Origin of the sequence: Bifidobacterium asteroides (genome assembly GCF_030758775.1) — a bacterium.
GTDB lineage: Bacteria > Actinomycetota > Actinomycetes > Actinomycetales > Bifidobacteriaceae > Bombiscardovia > Bombiscardovia kimbladii.
Genome location: NZ_CP132384.1, coordinates 1,502,236 through 1,522,084, shown reverse-complemented (window position 1 = coordinate 1,522,084; position 19,849 = coordinate 1,502,236). Strand labels below are relative to the sequence as shown.

Annotated in this window: 18 protein-coding genes; 17 read left to right on the top strand and 1 reads right to left on the bottom strand. The window is 58.4% G+C overall.

Features of this window, described 5'->3' with window-relative positions; all coding sequences use genetic code 11:
* Positions 1–113: 113 nt before the first annotated feature.
* The 10 genes from RAM15_RS06120 to RAM15_RS06075 all read left to right on the top strand — a co-directional run bounded on the left by RAM15_RS06120 (position 114) and on the right by RAM15_RS06075 (position 10,469).
* On the top strand, positions 114–1,760 hold the full coding sequence (locus tag RAM15_RS06120) for an ABC transporter substrate-binding protein (RefSeq protein WP_306221206.1): 1,647 nt from the start codon (positions 114–116) through the stop codon (positions 1,758–1,760).
* Between the two features lie 2 nt (positions 1,761–1,762).
* Positions 1,763–2,740 (top strand): ABC transporter permease, encoded by a 978-nt coding sequence (locus tag RAM15_RS06115; RefSeq protein WP_306221205.1) that lies wholly within the window; start codon positions 1,763–1,765, stop codon positions 2,738–2,740.
* Positions 2,741–2,817: 77 nt separating this feature from the next.
* Positions 2,818–3,768, top strand: a complete 951-nt coding sequence (locus tag RAM15_RS06110; protein ID WP_306222259.1) for an ABC transporter permease — start codon at positions 2,818–2,820, stop codon at positions 3,766–3,768.
* Positions 3,759–4,553 (top strand): ABC transporter ATP-binding protein, encoded by a 795-nt coding sequence (locus tag RAM15_RS06105; protein ID WP_306221204.1) that lies wholly within the window; start codon positions 3,759–3,761, stop codon positions 4,551–4,553. The genes RAM15_RS06110 and RAM15_RS06105 overlap by 10 nt, the downstream gene beginning before the upstream one ends.
* Positions 4,540–5,388, top strand: a complete 849-nt coding sequence (locus RAM15_RS06100; RefSeq protein WP_306221203.1) for an ABC transporter ATP-binding protein — start codon at positions 4,540–4,542, stop codon at positions 5,386–5,388. The genes RAM15_RS06105 and RAM15_RS06100 overlap by 14 nt, the downstream gene beginning before the upstream one ends.
* A 244-nt stretch (positions 5,389–5,632) precedes the next feature.
* A complete protein-coding gene (locus RAM15_RS06095) occupies positions 5,633–5,998 on the top strand; it encodes a GntR family transcriptional regulator (protein WP_306221202.1) in 366 nt (121 codons plus the stop codon).
* The gene (locus RAM15_RS06090; RefSeq protein ID WP_306221201.1) at positions 5,995–6,855 is read left to right on the top strand and encodes an ATP-binding cassette domain-containing protein; all 861 of its coding nucleotides are present in this window, start codon (positions 5,995–5,997) and stop codon (positions 6,853–6,855) included. Before RAM15_RS06095 ends, RAM15_RS06090 begins: the two co-directional genes overlap by 4 nt.
* Complete coding sequence (locus RAM15_RS06085) at positions 6,852–7,814, top strand: hypothetical protein (RefSeq protein WP_306221200.1); 963 nt, start codon at positions 6,852–6,854, stop codon at positions 7,812–7,814. The genes RAM15_RS06090 and RAM15_RS06085 overlap by 4 nt, the downstream gene beginning before the upstream one ends.
* A 90-nt stretch (positions 7,815–7,904) precedes the next feature.
* Positions 7,905–9,923 (top strand): RecQ family ATP-dependent DNA helicase, encoded by a 2,019-nt coding sequence (locus tag RAM15_RS06080; RefSeq protein WP_306221199.1) that lies wholly within the window; start codon positions 7,905–7,907, stop codon positions 9,921–9,923.
* A 63-nt stretch (positions 9,924–9,986) separates the two neighbouring features.
* Complete coding sequence (locus RAM15_RS06075) at positions 9,987–10,469, top strand: S-ribosylhomocysteine lyase (protein ID WP_029678668.1); 483 nt, start codon at positions 9,987–9,989, stop codon at positions 10,467–10,469.
* 58 nt (positions 10,470–10,527) lie between these two features.
* On the opposite strand, the gene RAM15_RS06070 is transcribed toward RAM15_RS06075, so the two are convergent.
* Positions 10,528–11,538 (bottom strand): LacI family DNA-binding transcriptional regulator, encoded by a 1,011-nt coding sequence (locus RAM15_RS06070; RefSeq protein WP_306221198.1) that lies wholly within the window; start codon positions 11,536–11,538, stop codon positions 10,528–10,530.
* A 340-nt stretch (positions 11,539–11,878) separates the two neighbouring features.
* On the opposite strand from RAM15_RS06070, the gene RAM15_RS06065 reads away from it, so the two are divergent.
* From RAM15_RS06065 to RAM15_RS06035, 7 genes are all read left to right on the top strand, one after another.
* Entirely contained in the window at positions 11,879–13,201 is a 1,323-nt protein-coding gene (locus tag RAM15_RS06065) for an ABC transporter substrate-binding protein (RefSeq protein ID WP_306221197.1), read from the top strand.
* 99 nt (positions 13,202–13,300) lie between these two features.
* Positions 13,301–14,221, top strand: coding sequence for a carbohydrate ABC transporter permease (locus tag RAM15_RS06060; RefSeq protein ID WP_372338650.1), 921 nt, complete (start codon positions 13,301–13,303; stop codon positions 14,219–14,221).
* Positions 14,222–14,229: 8 nt separating this feature from the next.
* Complete coding sequence (locus tag RAM15_RS06055) at positions 14,230–15,048, top strand: carbohydrate ABC transporter permease (protein ID WP_198182744.1); 819 nt, start codon at positions 14,230–14,232, stop codon at positions 15,046–15,048.
* 37 nt (positions 15,049–15,085) lie between these two features.
* A complete protein-coding gene (locus RAM15_RS06050; RefSeq protein WP_306221196.1) occupies positions 15,086–17,089 on the top strand; it encodes a glycoside hydrolase family 127 protein in 2,004 nt (667 codons plus the stop codon).
* Positions 17,090–17,260: 171 nt separating this feature from the next.
* Entirely contained in the window at positions 17,261–17,911 is a 651-nt protein-coding gene (locus RAM15_RS06045) for an N-acetyltransferase (RefSeq protein WP_372338649.1), read from the top strand.
* Between the two features lie 42 nt (positions 17,912–17,953).
* A complete protein-coding gene (gene alr, locus RAM15_RS06040) occupies positions 17,954–19,312 on the top strand; it encodes an alanine racemase (RefSeq protein ID WP_306221195.1) in 1,359 nt (452 codons plus the stop codon).
* 70 nt (positions 19,313–19,382) lie between these two features.
* Positions 19,383–19,841 (top strand): Ohr family peroxiredoxin, encoded by a 459-nt coding sequence (locus tag RAM15_RS06035; protein ID WP_024626651.1) that lies wholly within the window; start codon positions 19,383–19,385, stop codon positions 19,839–19,841.
* Positions 19,842–19,849: the final 8 nt, after the last annotated feature.

The window sequence follows — 19,849 nt, the reverse complement described above, 5'->3', positions numbered from 1 at the left end:
GGCGCTTTCCGAATCCATCCTAAGCGCATAAGCCTGGGTGATGGCTTCGGGGAGTATGCTGGTGGGCGGTGATCGACCAAAATGGCGGTCAACCACAGCATAAGGATTCGTCAATGAACGCAGATCGACACGGCACGCATGCCCATGGCAGCGTGACCGCAGCAGATACAGAGGCGGCCCAGGAGCCAGGCCCCAGCACTGACCCTGAACTCAACGCCAGGATCAGACCCATGAGGTCGGGTGGCAACACCCTGCCCTGGAAGCTGCTCAGTCTCCTGCTGGCCCTGGCCTTGGCACTCTCCCTGTGGACCGGGCATCGTGGACCTATTGGCCAGGCCGAGGGAGGAACCGTTGCGGACACGGTCACGGTGGGGCTCAAGCTGGCTCCCACCAATCTGGACATCCGCAACCAGTCGGGTACGGCGCTGGATCAGCTCCTGATCGGCAATGTCTATCAGGGCCTGGTGTCGCGTGATTCCCGGAACCAGGTGCGCCCAGGGCTGGCCAGGAGCTGGAATGTCTCCGAGGACGGCCTGGTCTACACCTTCCACCTGCATGAGGGCATCCGCTTCTCCAACGGTCATGCTCTTCGGGCCCAGGACGTGGTCGACTCCATTCGCGGGCTCATGGCAGGCCACTACCAGGGCAGCGAGATGCTGGAGGGCTTCCAGGGCGTTGAGGCCACAGATCCTCTGACGGTGCGCCTGACGCTGTCCAGACCCTACCAGGACCTGCTCTGGCAGTTGAGCGGCCGGGCTGGCCTGGTCTTTGACCGTCGTGCTCATTACGACATGAAGACCCAGGCCGTGGGATCCGGCCCGTACCTGCTGGAAAGCTTCCGGCCAAACGACTCGGTCACCCTCAAGGCCGATCCGCACTACTGGGGCAGCGACAAGCCTAAGACGCCAACCATCGTCATCCGTTACCTCAACGACGACAACGCTGCCGTCAACGCCCTGCGCAGCGGGGATGTGCAGGTGCTGGCTCCGGTCACCGAGAACCTGGCCAGCCCCTTCCGCAACAGCCGCGACTTCCAGGTCAAGGCGGGCGACGACACCGACAAGTACGTTCTGGCCATGAACGGCAAGGGTGCCGCCACATCCGACCCGCTGGTGCGGCAGGCCATCCGCCATGCCATCGACCATCGGCAGCTGATCGCCTCCCGGGGCGGATCGGACAGGGCCCTGGGCGGCCCCATACCCTCCCTGGATCCCGGCTATCAGGATCTGACCGGGCTCTACCCCCACGATCCTGAGCAGGCGCGGCGGCTTCTGGCCCAGGCCGGGTACGGTCCCGGTCACCGGCTCAAGCTGCGGCTGACCTACGCCAACACCTATGGCAGCGAGTTGGGCGATCAGCTGCGCTCGCAGCTGCGTCAGGTGGGCATCGACCTGGATGTGCGGGTGGTGGAGTTCTCGGTTTGGCTCCAGGACGTCCATGCCAACAAGGACTATGACCTGTCTCTGGTGGATCATGGCGAGAGCCACGACTTCCATCAGTGGGCCAACCCCGGCTACTACTACAACTATGACAATCGTCAGGTCCAGGAGCTCTATAGGCAGGCCATGGCCACGACCTCCGCCGATGACTCCGACAGGCTCCTGGCCCAGGCCGCCCGGATTGTCAGCAACGATGCGGCGGCGGATTGGCTCTTCAACTACCGGGTGACCACGGCCTGGCGGACGGGGTTGGAGGGCTTCCCGGTCGATCTGAATCAGTCCCTCATGCCCTTGTCCGACGTGACCTACAGGCGGGGATAACCATGGCCAAATTCCTAGTGCGGCGCCTAGTGCTCTTCATCTTGGCGCTGATGGGCATCTCCCTGCTGATCTTCCTGGCTCTGCGCATCCTGCCCGGTGACGTGGCCGCCGTCATGGCCGGGCTGGATGCTCCGCCTGCCCGTGTTGACCGGCTGCGTCGGCAGATGGGCCTGGACCGCTCCTACCCAAGGCAGTATCTGGACTGGATCAGCGGCTTTCTGCAAGGGGACCTGGGCAGGTCCATTCTGACCAACCGTCCCATCGCCTCCCAGGTTGGTGTCCGGGCCCAGATCACCTTCCCGCTGATTCTTCTGGGGCTGGGTGTGGCCCTGCTGCTGGGCATTCCTCTGGGCTGCGCGGCCGCTCTGGCGCGCTCGCCACGGATGCAGTCCTTCAGCCACATGGCCGCCATCGTGGGCGGATCCGTACCCGCCCTCTGGTCAGGACTGCTGCTGATCATGCTCTTCGCCAAAGGCAGCGGCCTGATTGGCCTGCTGCCCTCTCAGGGCTTTCCTGCTTTCGGCTGGGCTCAGCCGGGTCAAGCCTTGTCGGCTTTGATTCTGCCTGCTCTGTCCACCGGCATCATCGTGGGCGCCGGCATCATGCGGTACACCCGCTCCCTGCTGGGCGACATGCTCTCTTCGGGGTATGTGGACATGGGCATGGCCTGCGGGATGACCAGAACCCAGGCCGCCCTGCGCATCGGTCTGCGGCTGGCTTCCCCCCAGCTGGTTTCGGTGATCGGGTTGACCATGGCCGAGATGATCACCGGGGTCATGGTCAGCGAGAACCTGTTCGCCCTGCCGGGGCTGGGCTCCATGCTGATCACCGATGTGGGCAACCGGGATCTTCCGGCCGTTCAGTCCGAGCTGCTTCTGCTGGCGGCCTTCTTCCTCTTCCTGGGACTGCTGGTGGACGTTATTCATAGGCTGATCGATCCGCGTTTTCGAGGTGCGGCCAGACAGGAGGTGGCTGCCTGATGAGTTGGGGACACGCAGACAGGCCCCATCTGGGATTGAGGGCCACATTCCCAGGCCAACTGGGATTCTTCGGACGGATGCGGGTGGTGTTGTCCAGCATGTGGCGCACGGCCTCGGGGCGATACTCGATGACTGTTCTGGCCATATGGATCCTGGTCTCCCTGATCTCCAGGTTCTGGACCCCGGTTCCTATTTGGACTACCGACGGGTACCGGATCTGGCAGGCCCCCAGCCGCGCCCATCTTCTGGGAACGGACGGTACCGGAGCAGACATTCTCTCCTGGCTGATGGCGGGATCGGCCACCAACCTGGCCATCAGCCTTCTGGCTGTCCTCCTATCAGGCGTTCTGGGGCTTCTTCTGGTTATGGCCATGGTCTCGCGCCGTTCAGGAGTATCACAGACGGTCGTGGTCCTAGTCGATGCCCTGATTTCTTTGCCCACAGTTTTGCTGGCTCTGATCCTGGCTGTTCCCCTGGGACCCAGCATCGCCGTGGTCGTCGTGGCCTGCGGGTTCGGCTACGGACTCAACCTGGCCCGGATCGTACGGCCCCAGGCGCTTCTGGCAGCAGAGTCGGACTATGTGCAATCCGCCCGACACAGCGGAGTCGGATCCTTCAGAATCTTCTTGACCCATCTGGTGCCTAATGTCATTCCGGTCCTGTGCGTACAGCTTTCCATGTCGGCGGGGACCTCGGTTCTGGCTGAGGCAGGGTTGACCTACCTGGGGGTGGGCGTTCCCTCCGGCCTGCCCTCCTGGGGTCATTCGCTGACCACCTCGGTCAAGTTCATCAATGTCTTTCCACTTACTGTGCTCTGGCCTGGCCTGGCGGTCACCATGGTGGTGGTGGCGCTGAACCTGTTCGGCGACGCCCTGCGTGATGCCATCGATCCGGTTACCAACCCCAGGCTCAGGGCCGCCGTGGCTGCCGCCGGACGGTCCACTCTTCAATCCGGGCAATCAGATGACTCTGGTCATCATGTCGAGAATGCGATCCATACAGGTGAGGGAGACCAATCATGTCGCTGAATATTGACGGCCTGAGTCTGTCCATCAATGGCCGCACCATTCTTGATCAAGTAGACCTCAAGGTGGCAGACGGCCAACGGGTCGGCCTGATCGGCTCCTCAGGCTCCGGAAAGTCGATGATCGCCCGCAGCGTTTTGGGCACAGCACCGCTGACGGCCTCCCTGTCGGGATCCATTCTGGTGGACGGGCTCCAGATTCTCGGTTCGGACGACCGGTCCCTGGCGGATCTGCGCGGTTCCCGGATGGGCATGATCTTTCAGAATCCTTCCACAGCCCTGAACCCAGTAAAGAAGGTCTACAGCCAGGTTGAGCTTCCTCTTCGCCGCCACTACCGCTTGAGCGCTCAGGAACGGCGCAGACGGGTCATGGAGATATTGGCCCAGGTCGGGTTGGATGCGGATCTGGCTGGCTCATATCCGCATGAGCTGTCCGGGGGCCAACAGCAGCGGGCGGCCATAGCCACGGCCCTGGTCACCAAGCCCAGACTGATTCTGGCAGACGAGCCGACCACGGCCCTGGATGCCATCACCCAGCGGCAGATTGTGGACCTGTTGGTCTCCTTGGTCGACCAGAGCGGGGCCTCCCTGCTGTTCATCACCCATGATTTCTCAGTCCTGGCCCGGGTTGCCGATTACTGCTACATCCTCGATGCAGGGCGAGTGGTGGAAAGCGGACAGACGCAGAGCATTCTGCGTAGTCCATCCAGTCCGCAGGGCAGGACCCTGGTGCGAGCGGCCAGAGAGTTGACGCTGAGCACAGATGGAGGCAAGCATGAGGCTGACTGACGGTGCACATGCCAATCCGATCCTGATCGGGGAGGGCCTGACCAAGGTCTATGCCTCCACCGGCAGTGGAACGGCTCGAGAAGCTGCAGTCGACGGCATCGATGTTTCCCTCCTGCCGGGGGAGTGCTTGGCGATCATAGGGGAGTCCGGTTCAGGGAAGACCACGCTTTCCCGTATGCTCCTTGGTCAGTTGAGGCCTGATGCCGGGCAGGTGGCATATGAGGGCAGACCGGTTCTCCACGGTTCCCCGGCCGCCAAGGCGCTTGCCCAAGACTCTGCTCTGGTCTTTCAAAACCCCTTCACCTCCCTCGACCCGCGGTGGACCATCGGCCGGTCAGTCGCCGAACCTCTTCTGGCTGCCAGGCGCAGGGGGAGTGGGCACCTATGGCATCGTCGTCAAGATGGGACAGACCTTGCTGATCGGGTGGCCAAGGTCTTGTCAGAGGTTGAGCTTGACCCCGGCGCGATCATGACGGCTTATCCCTCCGATCTGTCTGGAGGCCAGGCCCAGCGGGCGGCCATAGCCCGGGCCCTGATCGTCAAGCCCCGGATACTCTTGGCCGATGAGCCCATGAGCGCCATCGACGTCTCGGCGCGCGTCGGGATTCTCCATACCCTTCAATCCATCATGGCCCAGTCCAGGCAGCAGGCCGATCCGTCAAATGGCATGTCCATGATCATCATCTCCCATGATCTGGGCGTGGTCCAGCACATCGCGGACAGGGTCATGGTGCTCGTCCGAGGCAAGGTGGTGGAAGAGGGGTCGGTGAAAGCCATTCTCAATCATCCCAAGCAGTCCTATACCCGGCAGTTACTGGCAGCTGCGACCCTGTAGGTACCGGATTCTTCCGGCATTCAGGCAAGCGGAATTACATAAGGACATGCCCGTCCTAGCCGGGATGAAGGAGGGCGGCGGGAGCATATGCGCGAGCAAACGGTCGGATTACGACTGCATCTGATTTGACGGTTGGTAGAGCAAATCGTAGACTGTTGGTTAATTACTCAAGTAACTAAGTAATAAACAGTAATGCAGATCCTAATTCGACGCCCCGAATCAAGGCAGACAAGGCGGTCAAACGATGGCGATCGAAATACCGGATGGTCGGCCCGTTTTCGTGAAGGTGGCAGACCGGTTGACCGAAGCCATAGCCGAGGGTCTGGTCGCCGATGGTGAAAGGATTCCCAGCACCACGGAAATCTCGACTGCCTACCAGATCAACCCGGCCACAGTCCTCAAGGGGATGAACCTGCTGGTCGACCAGGGCCTTCTGGAGAAACGGCGGGGGCTGGGCATGTTTGTCACTGTCGGTGCGGGCCGGAGCGTTCGTGAGCGTCGCAGGAGGGAACTCCTGAACGGAAGGTTCCAGAATCTGGTCGAAGAAGCCAAGGCTCTGGACGTATCCCGTGAGGACCTGGACGCCATCATAGAAAGGGTCTACCAATGAGTCTGACAGTTTCCAAGGTGGACAAATCGTACGGAAAGCTGAAGGCCCTGGATGAGATCTCACTCTGCTTTGAGCCCGGTAATATATACGGACTCTTCGGGCGGAACGGGGCCGGCAAGTCCACCCTGTGCAATCTGATGACGGGCAGGACACTTCCTGACCAGGGGCTGGTCCACTTGGATGGAAGCGATCTGGTCAGCGACTCAAGAATCGCTCGCCGCGTGGCCTTGGTCAACGAAACCTGGCCCTATCCATCCCGACGACACATTAGACAGGCATTCGCCATGGCCGAGGGGTTTTACGGTGATTTCGACTGGCACTTGGCTGAGCGTATTCTTAAGAGCTTCGCATTGAGGCTGACTGACACTTTTGCTTCCCTCTCCATGGGGCAGCGTCAGGTGGTCAAGGACGTCATCGGACTCTGCCTGCCTGTGGAATACCTCATTCTGGATGAACCGACGACAGGAATGGATGCGGCGGCCAGGGAGAGGATCTACTCCTTCGTTCTGGAGGCCTATCAGCACCGCGGACCGACCATGATCATCGCCACCCATATCATCAACGAGGTCAGCCAGCTCATCTCCCGCGCCACGATCATCGACCAGGGGCGGGTCCTGCGATCTTTCAGCGTGGATGATCTGTCAGCCCTGGGGACCACTGTCACTGGCCGTCCGCGTGACGTGGAGGGCTACCTTGCCCAGGGCGTCCCACAGCTGCTGAGCAGGCAGCGCATCGGCGACCTGCTGCGCGTCAGCTTCGAGGGGCCAGTGCCCGACGAGCAGCCCAAGGGGCTTATTGTCGCCCCAATGGATCTGCAGACCTACTTCGTCCAGATAACGGAAGGAGCGGCACAATGAATAACACGCAAGTTGCGGGGGCAGTGCGGACGAAGACCAAGCTGGGGCCAGAAAGCCCCGACCTGGGTGCTGGACCGGCTGAAAGGTGGGCCAGAATCAGGAGTTTCCTGTCGCCTTCGGTGCAGACCCGGATGACCCTGCGCGTACAAGCGATGCCGAGGCTGACCGTCTTTGTGATTTGGGCTCTCGTCCTCACTCTGGGAGTTATGGGGTTCATCCCCTTGAGCTCCGGATTCACCGGTCTGTTCACCGAGATGGTGCTCATGGCCACCGCCTTCGTCTGCTCACTGACGACTTTCCGGCCCCTGATCTCCAACGCTGTGACTCGTTCTACAATCGCATGGACCCAGATCATCTCCAATGTGGCCATGGCCCTGGCGACAAGCACTTTCATGATCGTGGTCGCGATTATCAGCAGCCTAGGCCAAATCGGATGGATGCCCTTTACGGAAAGCTACCAAAGGTTTCTCGTGCAGGGCTGTTCGCCTTGGAGGCTAACTCTTGATCCCTGGAGTGTGTCATGTTTTAACCAGTCGTATGCTCAGCAGCCGTCCCGTTGGCTGGCTCTGGCGCTGCATGTCTTTATGATGCAGGTAGCCTTCGTTCTGCTTGGCCAGGTGCTGGGTGACCTCGCCGCCCGTCTTGATCGAAAAGGCGGATGTCTGCTGCTGGTAGGGCTGTTGATCTGTGTTGGTTTCTGGCATTCGATTTCCGGCTGGAATTTCTGGGGGTGGCAGCAAACGGCGGTTCAGATGATCAACCTTATGCGCGGCCATTGGATGTACAAGACCTTAAGCCCCTTCATGAATGTTGATTTATGGGGATACGTCACCGTGTATTTACTCTGGCCCCAAGTGGTCTTCACATTAGTCTTCTCCGCCATATGCATCCTGTTCAGCTACTGGCTCACCAGCCGTCGGCAGCTACCAGCTATCCAGGGGCTCAGCATTCTGGGTTAGTGGCAGGATAGCTAAGAATTCCAGCGACGATTGACCACATGGTCGTTCGCCCACTGCTTGACTCCTGTCGGGGCAATAGACTGGGGAATCATGGTGGACATCCAGGATGCAGGGCAGGCGCTGAAGCGGTATTTCGGGTATGAGTCCTTTCGCCCGGGTCAGGAGGATCTGGTCAAGGCCATCCTGAACGGGCAGGACTGCCTGGGTGTTATGCCGACCGGGGCCGGCAAGTCCATCTGCTATCAGATTCCTGCCACCCTTCTGAACGGTCTGACCATCGTCATCTCTCCCTTGGTCTCCCTGATGAAGGACCAGGTGGATGGGCTGGAGGATGCCGGCATTCAAGCTTCATTCGTTAATTCCACCCAGGATATGGATGAACAGTCCCTGGCCCTGGCTCAGGCTGCACAAGGGCACAGCAAGATCCTCTATGTGGCCCCAGAGCGGCTGGATGCCCCTAGATTCAGGGAATTCGCCCAGCATACGAGGATCTCCCTGCTGGCGGTGGATGAGGCCCACTGTGTATCCCAGTGGGGTCAGGACTTCCGCCCTGCCTACTTGGGCATTGGCGACTTCATCAGATCCCTGCCTCACCGGCCCACGGTGGCAGCCTTCACTGCTACGGCGACCGAGAAGGTTCGGCGCGACATCGTATACATGCTGGGCTTGGACGACCCCTACGTGGCGGTGACGGGATTCGACAGGCCCAACCTCTTCTTCGACGTGATCAAGCTGGAGAGCAAATACAAGAATCGCTGGGTGGTCCAGTACGCCCTGAAGCATGGAAACGACTCAGGCATCGTCTACTGCGCCACCCGCAAGGAGACCGAAGCCCTGGCCGATGATCTGGCCAAGGCCGGTGTCAGCGCTGTCAGCTACCACGCTGGCATGGATGCCCAGGACAGGGAGCAGGCGCAACGGGACTTCGTCAACGACAAGGTGCAGGTGGTCGTGGCCACCAACGCCTTCGGCATGGGCATTGACAAGTCCAACGTGCGCTATGTCATCCATCACAACATGCCTGAGAGCATCGAAGCTTACTACCAGGAGGCCGGCAGAGCGGGACGTGACGGCGAGCCAGCCCGTTGCTCCCTGCTGTGGAACGAGAGCGACATCGTCACCCGCAGGCGCCTCTTGGACATGGACAACGGCAACGACAGAATGACCGGTGAGCAGGCTGAAGCAGTCAGGGCCGAACACCGGCGTCTGCTTAACGTCATGATCGGTTACTGTCGAACCACCGGCTGCCTTCACCAGTACATGCTGCGGTATTTCGGCGAGGAGGTGGACCAGGCGGCCGCAGGTCTTTCGCCTGCCGAGGCCGATAAGGGCAAATCCGTCCCAGTCGGGCATCCTGACACGGGCAGCGGCGGCTGCCAGAACTGTTCCAACTGTCTGAGCACCTTCACGACCATCGACGTCAGCGATGTGGCCCGTGCCATCAGCAGGTGCGTGCATGATGTGAACCAGGGATTCGGCTCCGGCAAGATCGCGCAAATTCTCCGAGGTTCGCGCTCGCAGGATCTTCTTCGGCGAGGGTTGGATCGGTGCCCTAGCTATGGCGCTCTGGATCAGGTTCCAGAGGCGCGAATCCGTGACGTGCTCAACCAGATGGCCTCGGACGGGTATCTGTATATCACCGAAGGGCGGTTGCCCATGGTCCATTTCGGGCCCAAGGCCGCGCAGACGGTCAGTCCGGACTTTCACTACGAAATCAAGCGGACGGAACGCCCACGTGCCTCGGGCAAGGTCTTCGGCGGCAGATCCTCTTCAACCGTCGACGATGATGGTCTCGACCAGGCCGGTGCAAGCGATGCCAGCCCAGAAGATGAGGAACTTTTCCAGAAGCTACGCGACGTGCGGACCAGCATAGCCCGCAAGATCGGCAAGCCTCCCTACATTGTCTTTTCTGACAAGGCACTACGCGATATGTGCCGTCTTCGTCCGGCTGATGATGCAACCTTCCTGGCCGTCAATGGGGTGGGACAGCACAAGCTGGAGCAGTATGGACCACAGTTCATGGGGGTCATCTCCGAGTTCTCGGCCAGAAGAGGGGTGGATGTGGCCAAGGGCACTTCCGGATCTGATAGGCGGGTCGGCCTACCATAGGATGTACATGACTTCATCGCGGCTGCCTTTCATACCCGGCGCCCGACAGGAAAGGAAATAACAATGGCTGACAAACCAATCGTAGAGAGCTTCCAGCTGGATCACACCAAGGTCAAGGCGCCCTACGTTCGTCTGATCGACGAGGAGAAGGGCCCTCAGGGAGACATCATCTCCAACTATGATCTGCGCCTGGTCCAGCCCAATCAGAACGCCATTCCAACTGCCGGGCTTCATACCATCGAGCACACCATCGCCGTGCTCCTGCGCGAGCGCATCCCCGGCTATATCGACTGCTCGCCCTTCGGTTGCCGGACGGGCTTCCACCTGCTTGCTTGGGGCCGTCATTCGACCGAGGATGTGGCCAAGGCCCTGAAGGAGTCGCTGGAATTCATCGCCGAAAAGGCCACCTGGGACGACGTGCCCGGCACCGAGATCACCTCATGCGGCAACTATCGCGACCATTCGCTCTTCTCGGCCAAGCAGTGGAGCCGCGACATCGTCGCTGCCGGCATCAGCTCTGATCCTTACGAGCGCAAGCTGGTCTGATCGCTGACAGAGAGGCCCAGGCTGAAGATGAAAGTTCGGCCTGGGCCTCTATTTTGTGTTAATCCATGGGTACGGTGGACTCGCGTTGAATCAGACGGCAGGGTACGTAGTCAATCCCATGGTGCGGCTGTCCTTTAATGGCATCCATGAGCTGCCGAGCGGCAAGGCGGCCAATCAGCTCGGTGTTGTTGTCGATGCTAGTCAATGAAGGCCTGGAGGCGTTGACCAGCACATCCCAGTTGTCGTGGCCTACTACCGCCACATCATCAGGAATCGACAGTCCCTGCTGCTTCAATGCATCGATGCAGCCCCTTGCCAGTTGATCGCTTTGACAGACGACTGCATCAAAATCGACGCCTTGGTCAAGCAATAGCCTGGTGGCTGCGCGTCCCCAATTCTCATTCCAACGGCCGTATCGGATTGGCCCAGCAGGTTCAAGGCCGAATTCTGCTAGGGCCTCAAGTGATCCCTTGGTCCGATCTGTGGCTGCCGTAAAAGTTTCGTCGCCTCCAATGATCGCTATTTTGTTGCGTCCGCATGAGATGAGCGAATTGACTGCGATTCGTCCGGCATCGACATTGTCGCAGGTGACAGAAGCATCATTGGGATTGGTTGACGGTCCATATGCATAGACCAAAGGGACGCCTACGTTTCCCAGACTGGAACGAGGATTCGTTTCCCTTTGCACGATGAGCAGACCGTCCACATTCAACGAGAGCAGTTTTTCAACATGGCTACGCTCCAGTGCTTCATCACCTCGGGCGTTCGCCAGCAAAACGGAGACGGAGCCAGCGCGCAACTCGTTTTCGGCCCCAATCAGGATAGGGGTTGAAAAACGGCCGGTCAGGTCGGAGGTGACCAGGCCGATGATGCCGCTCTTTCCGCTGGCCAGGGATTGAGCCATCTTGTTTGGGCTGTAGTGTAAACGCTCTGCCGCTGCCCGAACCTTTTTTCTGGTCGCGGGACTTACCCTGGGCTGGTCATGAAGCGCTTTAGAAGCCGTCGACAGTGACACCTGAGCCATTTGTGCCACATCCGACAGCCTGACAGTCCGTGTTGTCTTCCCCATGTCCGACTCCAGTTCGCGATTTTTCCGAGCAGTTGATTGTATTGTGTGTTAACCCTTATGCTAGTGCGGCCTTACGAGGATTTCGGTAGTCGCGAAAACACGGAACCGATATTTTCGCATTAGTACGTCAAAAGTAGAAGAAAATAATCCACTTAGAAATAATCAATAGGCTAGTAACATTATGAGAAAGCGATTTTGCATTTTCGCTTATATCGCATATGATGAAAGGGCTTTCGGCGTGGACCATTCGGTTGGATTCAAATGACACTCGTCGAATGCTAAGCGGAGTTTCCGCTGCCAGCTCTCAACGATGAGCGGGAACGTAGAGAAAGAAGCAGATATGATCTCGATGAAGAGCATCGTACGTACGACGACGGCCATAGCCGCTGCCGCCATGCTCCTGCCATTGGCCGCATGTGGAGGAGGATCCCAGTCCGGCGCGGTTTCGGACAAGATACCGGCCAAGGGGACGGACGACGGGGCGCAAATCACCCTGTGGACCAGATCGCCACTGGAGCGGCAGGCAAAAAATGTGGTTGGGGTGTACAACAAGTCCCATAAGAACAAGGTGAAGTTGGAGATCATCCCCAACGACGATATGGAAGGCAAGGTTGGCGGAGCCTCCCAGACTGGTTCGCTGCCCGATATTCTGGCGGGTGATGTGGTCCGCATTCCCTATTGGGCTTCTGAGGGCATCTTCAAGGACATCACCAAGCAGATTGATGCCCTGTCAAATAAAGCCGATCTTCAACAGGGACACATCAAGGCCGGAACCGTGGATGGCAAGAAATACACACTGCCATTCATCACCGATGTATCGATCATGGTCTGGAACAAGGACCTTTATCAGCAGGCCGGTCTGGATCCGGAGAAGGGCCCAGCCAGCATAGAGGAATTTACAAGCCAGGCCAAGAAGATCGCCGGTTTGAACAAGGACGGGGTCTCAGGATCATATCTGGCTGGCCAATCAGGCGGGGCGCTGGCGTTCGATCTTTTCCCGTCCTCATGGGCTGATGGTCATGAAGTGATGAACGATGACGGCAGCAAGGCCTCTCTGGACAACCCCTCTATGAAGGCCACCCTGGAAGCCTACCATCAGCTTGCTGAGACCACCAATGGCCTGGGAGCAGGCTCCAAGGAGGAGACGGGTGCTACCTGGACAGCCCCATTTGCCAATGGAAAGGTCGGTGTGATGCCCTATCCCAACACCTCGGTGACCGCAGTCATTGAGGCAGAGAAGAAGGGCGGTTTCAAGGTTGGTGTGGCTCCTATACCAGGCACTGAAGAGGGCAAGACTGCAACTTTCCTCGGCGGGGATGCTATGGGAATCTCCAAGGACAGCAAGCATGTCGCTCAGGCTTGGAACTTCCTTTCCTGGCTGATGCAAGCAGATAGCCAGAAGCAGGTGTTTGCCGACAAAGGTGATACCGCTTCGAACATCCGTACCCTGAAAACCGCTTACACCGATGCTGATCCGCGGGTGCAGACCATCAATTCCGTCATTATCGATGGTCATGGTCAGACCCCCAAGTCTCCGGCCTTCAACGAGGCATTCAATGCCGCCGGGTCACCCTGGCAGCTGCTGATTCAAAATGCCGTCTGGGGCAAGGGTAATTTGCAAGCCGACAATCAGGCGGTCAGCAAGGTCCTGTCCAAGGAGTGAATGGTCGTAAATACGGATCCATCGATTTCGCCAGAAGGGTTGCGGAGGAACCTTTCTGACGATAGCCGACGATTGGTATGACCAACGAAGGGGTGCAATATGTCAGGCAGCAGTGAGCAAGCAGTAACACGAAGACGAAGCAGGGTACGCGGAAGAAGAATGCGCCGAGGGATGATTTATGCTCTCCCGGATTGGCTGTTCATTATCGTTCTTTTCGTCGTTCCCATCGTCCTGCTGATCGTCATGGCGGGTTCTCGCTGGACCTTGATGGGTGGTAATCGGGGTTGGAATTTCCCGACGAATTTCATCAAGGTTCTGCACAATGAACTGCTTGGCCATGCCATCGGGTTCACATTGGAGTACACGGTCATAGTAACTGTTATTCTCCTGGTTCTCGGACTGGGATTGGCCTTGCTCGTGCAGGAGTCCAGTGCATGGAACAACGTGCTTAGGACCTGCTTCCTGCTGCCTAGCGCCACCGGACTGGCTTCAGCATCATTGCTCTTCTATGCCCTGTATTCGCCGCAGGTGGGACCGGTCACAAAAATCCTGGCTCATCTGGGGCTTATGGATGCCAATGGTTCTGTGCTGGCCACCGGACAGAGTGCTCTTTGGGCCACCATTATTGTCATTGTTTGGCGGTTCTCGGGGTACTACATGCTGCTCATGATGATAGGTCTGCAATCCATCCCGGGTGATCTTTACGAAGCCGCACGCATGGATGGGGCGGGTACTTGGCGGATTTTCAGGTCAATCACCCTTCCTTTGATGCGGCCGACCATCATCATGTGCTTGGTCTACTGCGTGACGGGGTCCATTCTCGCTTTCGATCAGTTCTTCATCCTGACCAAGGGTGGACCCAACAACGCGACCATGACCGTAGTCGAGCTCATTTACAACTTTGCCTTCGACTCCAAGAAAGACCTGGGCATGGCTGCAGCGCTCTCTTTGATTGTGCTGCTGGCCCTGGTTGTCATTAATTCCATTCAAATGCGCGGTCTGCGCGACAATACCAAGTAAGGGGAATCATGACTACGCCCTTGTGGAAACGCTGTATAAGCAGGATTCTTCAGGCCCTGCTGGCTCTGGTCTTCATTGCTCCTCTGATATGGGTGGTCATCTGCTCCTTCAGTCCGCAGACCGGATCGGCCCAGACGGACGGTTGGGGACCGGGCAATTATCTGACCTTGTTGCATTACCAGGACGGATTACCTACCTACCTGGCCAATTCAGTGGTAATTACCCTGGTCACGGTAGTGCTTTCTGTAATTGTCTGCACTATGGCTGGATACTCCTTCTCCAGATTCGAATATCCAGGTCATGATCTGGGATTTATGGTAACGCTGTCCATTCTCATGGTGCCATATGCATCCCTGCTGATACCGCTCATGGTTTGGTACAAGGACATCGGTCTGAACGATTCCCTTGTTGGCGTCGGTCTTGTCCTGACTCTTTTCCAGCTTCCCATGAGCACCTTCATTATGCGGATAGCATTTGATGCCATTCCTAAGGATATGGAGGAGGCCGCCATGGTGGACGGATGCAACAGCCTGCAGGCGCTGGTCAAGATCCTGATGCCTGTGGTCAAACCTTCCATGGTGACCGTGGGACTGCTGGCCTTCCTTGAAGCATGGAATAATTTCATGATTCCCCTCTACCTTGTCGGATCCTCGCACGCCCCCCTGCCTTTGGCCTTGGTCAACATGCGTCAGCAGACTATGGGCGTCATTGACTATGGAGCTACAGAGGCCGGTGTGGTTGTGTTGCTCCTGCCTGCAGCAATCCTCTTCCTGGCGCTTCAGAAGTATTACGTCAAGGGATTCATGGCAGGCGCAGTCAAGGGCTGACGGTCCGCGTTGATGATCGTCGACAGAAGGAGAACGAATGAGAAAATCACAGTTGCGCGGGAAGCCACTGCCTAGTGAACCCCGAGTCAGAATTACATCAACTTTTTGGAAACGACGGCGGGAACAGATCGCACGTGTGGTTTTGCCCTATCAGTGGCAGGTTCTCAATGATCAAGTCGATGTAAATGTGCCTGATGATCCAGCCGGCAATCAGGGTTCCGACCCACTCAGTCATGCCGTCAGCAATCTGCGCATTGCCGCTGGTGAGCAGGATGGAGAATTCAAAGGCATGGTCTTTCAGGATTCTGACGTCTACAAGTGGCTGGAGGAAGCAGCCTATGTGCTGAAGTACCATCCGGATCCTCATCTGCAAGAGGTCTGCGATAACACTGTGGACATTATTTCCCGGGCTCAGGCTCCAGACGGGTACCTGGTCACCGCTTTTCAGATTGGGACGGGTCCTTGGGCGGATCGCAGGCCTTTTACGCAGCTGCAGCAATCCCATGAAACCTACAGCATGGGTCACTACATAGAAGCAGGACTGGCCTATTACCAAGTCACCGGCAACAGACAGGCTCTGGATATAGCTCGTCGGATGGCTGATTGCATTGATGCGCATATCGGACCTGAAGAAGGGAAAATCCATGGAGCCGACGGTCATCCTGAAATCGAGCTTGCCCTCTGCAAGCTCTTTGAAGCCACTGGTGAAGAGCGGTATAAGCAATTGGCTGCCTACCTCATCGATGTTCGTGGGCAGGATCCAGGTTTCTACGCAAAGCAACAAGAGAGCGCGCCAGGTGAGCAAATTACGCCCGATATGGCTGATTATCCTCTGGAGTACTTTCAGGCTGACCGCCCAGTTCGCCAGCAACAAACAGCCCATGGCCATGCAGTGAGGTTGATGTATTTATGCACGGGTATGGCTCACTTGGCCACCATTACCCAAGATGCAGACTTAAAACGCACAGTATGCCGACTATGGCGCAACTTGGTTGACAAGCGTATGTACATCACCGGGAATATCGGGTCCACTCATGTCGGCGAGTCTCTTACCTACGATTACGACCTGCCTAATGACACTATGTACGGTGAAACCTGTGCATCGGTCGGAGCTACCATGCTGGCCGAGAGAATGCTTGCGTTGGATGCAGATGGTGAATATGGCGACATACTGGAGCGCGAGCTTTTCAACGGCGCCTTGGCAGGCATCAGTTTGGATGGGCGTCAGTACTTCTATGTCAATCCTCTCCAGGTTGATCCCGAGGGCGTAGACAATCCGGATCGTCATCACGTTCTGGCACATAGAGTGGACTGGTTTGGCTGCGCCTGCTGTCCGGCCAACATCGCTAGACTGATCGCCTCCGTGGATAAATATATTTATGCAAGGCCCGATGATTCCACGGTGCTCAGCCATCAGTTCATCGCCAATCAGGCCAGCTTTGACAATGGTCTTGAAGTTGTGGAGTCCACGAATTTCCCATGGAGTGGTCTTGTTGACTACAACTTAGAAATGTCAGCGGATGCACCCGGACCGGTTCGTTTCGGCATCAGAGTGCCCAGTTGGACGGGGGATTCCTACAAGTTGACCCTTGACGGATTCGAAGAATCGACGGAGCTTGACCGCGGATTCTTTTATGTGGTTCTGGCTCCGGGCCAAAAGAGCCATGTTCACTTGGAAATGGATATGGCTGTTAGGCTCATGAGAGCCAACTCGCGAGTTTCGTCGGATGCCGGATCTGTTGCGCTCATGCAAGGCCCTCTGGTCTATTGTGCCGAGTCGACTGATAATCCAGGGGAGCTTTGGCAGTACCGGGTCCTTGTCGATCCTCAGAAAGTGACTTCTGAATTCGATCAGGATCTGCTTGGTGGCGTTGATGTGCTGACAGTACCAGCCATGCTTGATTCCGAGGATGGCCCTGATGATCCTCTCTACATGCCTCTGTCAGATAAGTATGAGCGCTCTGTAAACATGAAGTTGATTCCTTACTACGCATGGGCCAATCGGGAGACGGGAAGCATGAAAGTCTGGCTACGAAGCTGATAAAGAAAGGTTCTGACTTTTTGTGATGGCCGCAGAATAGCCCAAACTATTCCCCGATTCGCTCAATGCGTACTCACTTCGTGACAGCTTCCTGATGGATACACTCGTACTTCGGCAATCGCGGGGGCGGGTTTCGTCCCTGCCGCACCGGTCGAGAAAGAGGTAGCCACAGTGAGCAGGTACGCGATGGAGACTGCACGTTGGATCCGTCATGCCACCATGGACGACTTTGAGGCGATCATGCCTGTCTACGCCTACGCCAGAAAGCGGATGGCCGAGACTGGCAACCCCCGTCAGTGGGGGGACAAGTACCCCCTGCCCGAACGCATCCGCGAGGACATCGCCGGGGGCCACACCATGCTCTTGGTTGACGATGCGGCTGGCATGGATCAGATTCCTGACGATCCTGCCTACCCTGAACCTGAGTTGGACGAGCACAAGGGCAGCCACGAGCGCATCATCGGCGTTTTTGCCCTCTTCCATGACCCGGAACCTGATTATAAGGTCATTGACGGCAGCTGGCTGGACGACCGGCCCTATACCACCATCCATCGGGTGGCTGCCTCGGGACTGGGGCGTCATGCGGCCGGGGACCTGCTTGACTGGAGCATGCGCCGGTACGAGAACATCCGTGCCGATACGGGACTGAAGAATTATGCCATGCAGCACATCCTGGAGACCCACGGTTTCACCCGCTGCGGCAACATCATCATGCCTGAGAACAAGGAGATCGAGAACGTGCGGGTGGCTTACCAGCGGCACGATCGGCCCCTTGACCTGGCTGAGCGCGAAAGGGCCGCCAGGCGCTTGGTTGCCGTCTGAGGGCGGAGGCCGACCGTCGCAGCGCCGTCGCACAATGGAGCCATGACATTGAGCGCAGCACCGGCATGGCGGTTCTCCGGGCCCGAGGGCCAGCGGCATTACGAGCAAGCTCTTCGGGCCTATCCTGGACAGATCATCGTGGACTTGCGGACCTTGAAGGCCAATATGGCCACCCTGGTGAAGCTGGTTCATTCCACGAACCCCGGTGCTGCAGTCATGGGTGTGGTCAAGGCCGATGCCTACGGCCACGGGCTCATCCCCGCCGCCCTAGCGGCACTGGGGGGCGGGGCAACTTGGCTGGGAACGGCCCAGTCCAGCGAGGCCCTGCGTCTGCGTCGTGCAGGCATCGGCCCCGACCGTTGCCGGATTCTGTCCTGGATGTTCAATGGGGACCGCGCCCCCTTTGATCAGTTGATCCAGGCTGACATCGATCTGGGCATCGGCTCCCTAAAGACCATGGACATGGCAGCCCAGGCGGCAGATCGGGCCGGCAGACCTGCACGCGTCCATATCAAGGTGGACACCGGCTTTGGACGCAACGGCTTCACCCCTGAAGCCTTCGGGGATGCCCTGCACGAGCTCTCCGGCCTGGCCGCCAAGGGGCTGTTGGAGCCTGTGGGGCTTTTCAGCCATCTGGCAGTGGCCGACATGCCTGGCGTGGACGAGTTTGTGTCGTCCACTGACGAGCAAATCGCGCTCTTCGAGGAGTTCTCCGACAAGATGACGGCCGCAGGCATGAAACCCGAAATCCGGCATTTGGCCAATACCGCCGCCACGCTGACCCGTCCTGGGATACGTTACGATCTGACCCGTCCGGGCATCGGCCTGTACGGATACGAGCCTGATCCCTCCATGGGGGTTTCGGCCGATTATGGTCTGCGTCCGGCCATGACCCTCCAGGCCCAGCTAGGCACTGTCAAGGATATGCCGGCCGGTCATGGCATCTCCTACGGGCGCACCTATTTGACGGAGAAGCCCACCAGCACGGCCATCATGCCCCTGGGCTACGCCGACGGGATCCATCGGTCTGCCTCGGGCTTTGACCGCCAGGGCGCCATGGGCCGGGAGCACTGGGGCGGACCCGTCCGTTTGATGACTCGTCAAGGACCCAGGTTGGTTCGCGTCGCTGGAAGGGTCTGCATGGACCAGTGCGTACTTGATCTCAAGGGTATGGCTTCCGACCTGGGAGTGAGCGAGGGCGATACCGTTATTCTCTTCGGTCCAGGCAGCGGAGAGGATCAGGCCGAGCCAACCGCTGACGACTGGGCCCGGGCCGCCGACACCATCAGCTATGAGATCTTCACCTGCCTGCGCAGCCGGATTCCACGGCTCTACTTGGGCGTGCATGAGGTGATCGACCCTGCCGACCTGCATCTGATGGCCGCTGAATCCATTCTTTGAGACCACTATCACAGGTAGAACCTGGGCTTGGGGCCTTGTCAAGGGGCAATATAAGTGGTGAGATGAGGTTATGACTACATATACAGGAAATGAACCCAGCAATATCTCATACACAGCCGTAGCTGACATCACCGGAGGCCGCGAGGGCCATGCGGATAGCCACGAGCCCGATCTCTCCCTGGACCTGGATACACCCAAGGCCATGGGGGGCAAGGGCCAGGGCACCAACCCCGAGCAGCTCTTCGCCATCGGTTGGGGAGCCTGCTTCCAGGGAGCCATGGGACTGGCCGGCAAGGAGTTGCGTGTGCCAGCCACCAAGTTGGCCCAGAGCAAGGTGCGCACTCATATCTCCCTTGGCGACCAGGGCGAGTCCTTCGGCATCAAGGCTCTAATTGAGGTCTGCCTGCCCGGCGTCGATCGTGATCTGGCCACCCGCCTGGTGGAACGCACCCAGGAGCTCTGCCCCTATTCCAAGGCAACGGCGGGCAATGTGCCCACTGAAGTGGTGGTCGTGGACAATCTGGACTGAACGGAGCG

Bases quoted from the DNA above. Each gene is read 5' to 3' on its own strand.
- RAM15_RS06120 (WP_306221206.1), top strand. From the start codon at position 114: ATGAACGCAGATCGACACGGCACGCATGCCCATGGCAGCGTGACCGCA.
- RAM15_RS06115 (WP_306221205.1), top strand. From the start codon at position 1,763: ATGGCCAAATTCCTAGTGCGGCGCCTAGTGCTCTTCATCTTGGCGCTG.
- RAM15_RS06110 (WP_306222259.1), top strand. From the start codon at position 2,818: ATGCGGGTGGTGTTGTCCAGCATGTGGCGCACGGCCTCGGGGCGATAC.
- RAM15_RS06105 (WP_306221204.1), top strand. From the start codon at position 3,759: ATGTCGCTGAATATTGACGGCCTGAGTCTGTCCATCAATGGCCGCACC.
- RAM15_RS06100 (WP_306221203.1), top strand. From the start codon at position 4,540: ATGAGGCTGACTGACGGTGCACATGCCAATCCGATCCTGATCGGGGAG.
- RAM15_RS06095 (WP_306221202.1), top strand. From the start codon at position 5,633: ATGGCGATCGAAATACCGGATGGTCGGCCCGTTTTCGTGAAGGTGGCA.
- RAM15_RS06090 (WP_306221201.1), top strand. From the start codon at position 5,995: ATGAGTCTGACAGTTTCCAAGGTGGACAAATCGTACGGAAAGCTGAAG.
- RAM15_RS06085 (WP_306221200.1), top strand. From the start codon at position 6,852: ATGAATAACACGCAAGTTGCGGGGGCAGTGCGGACGAAGACCAAGCTG.
- RAM15_RS06080 (WP_306221199.1), top strand. From the start codon at position 7,905: ATGGTGGACATCCAGGATGCAGGGCAGGCGCTGAAGCGGTATTTCGGG.
- RAM15_RS06075 (WP_029678668.1), top strand. From the start codon at position 9,987: ATGGCTGACAAACCAATCGTAGAGAGCTTCCAGCTGGATCACACCAAG.
- RAM15_RS06070 (WP_306221198.1), bottom strand. From the start codon at position 11,538: ATGGGGAAGACAACACGGACTGTCAGGCTGTCGGATGTGGCACAAATG.
- RAM15_RS06065 (WP_306221197.1), top strand. From the start codon at position 11,879: ATGATCTCGATGAAGAGCATCGTACGTACGACGACGGCCATAGCCGCT.
- RAM15_RS06060 (WP_372338650.1), top strand. From the start codon at position 13,301: ATGTCAGGCAGCAGTGAGCAAGCAGTAACACGAAGACGAAGCAGGGTA.
- RAM15_RS06055 (WP_198182744.1), top strand. From the start codon at position 14,230: ATGACTACGCCCTTGTGGAAACGCTGTATAAGCAGGATTCTTCAGGCC.
- RAM15_RS06050 (WP_306221196.1), top strand. From the start codon at position 15,086: ATGAGAAAATCACAGTTGCGCGGGAAGCCACTGCCTAGTGAACCCCGA.
- alr (WP_306221195.1), top strand. From the start codon at position 17,954: ATGACATTGAGCGCAGCACCGGCATGGCGGTTCTCCGGGCCCGAGGGC.
- RAM15_RS06035 (WP_024626651.1), top strand. From the start codon at position 19,383: ATGACTACATATACAGGAAATGAACCCAGCAATATCTCATACACAGCC.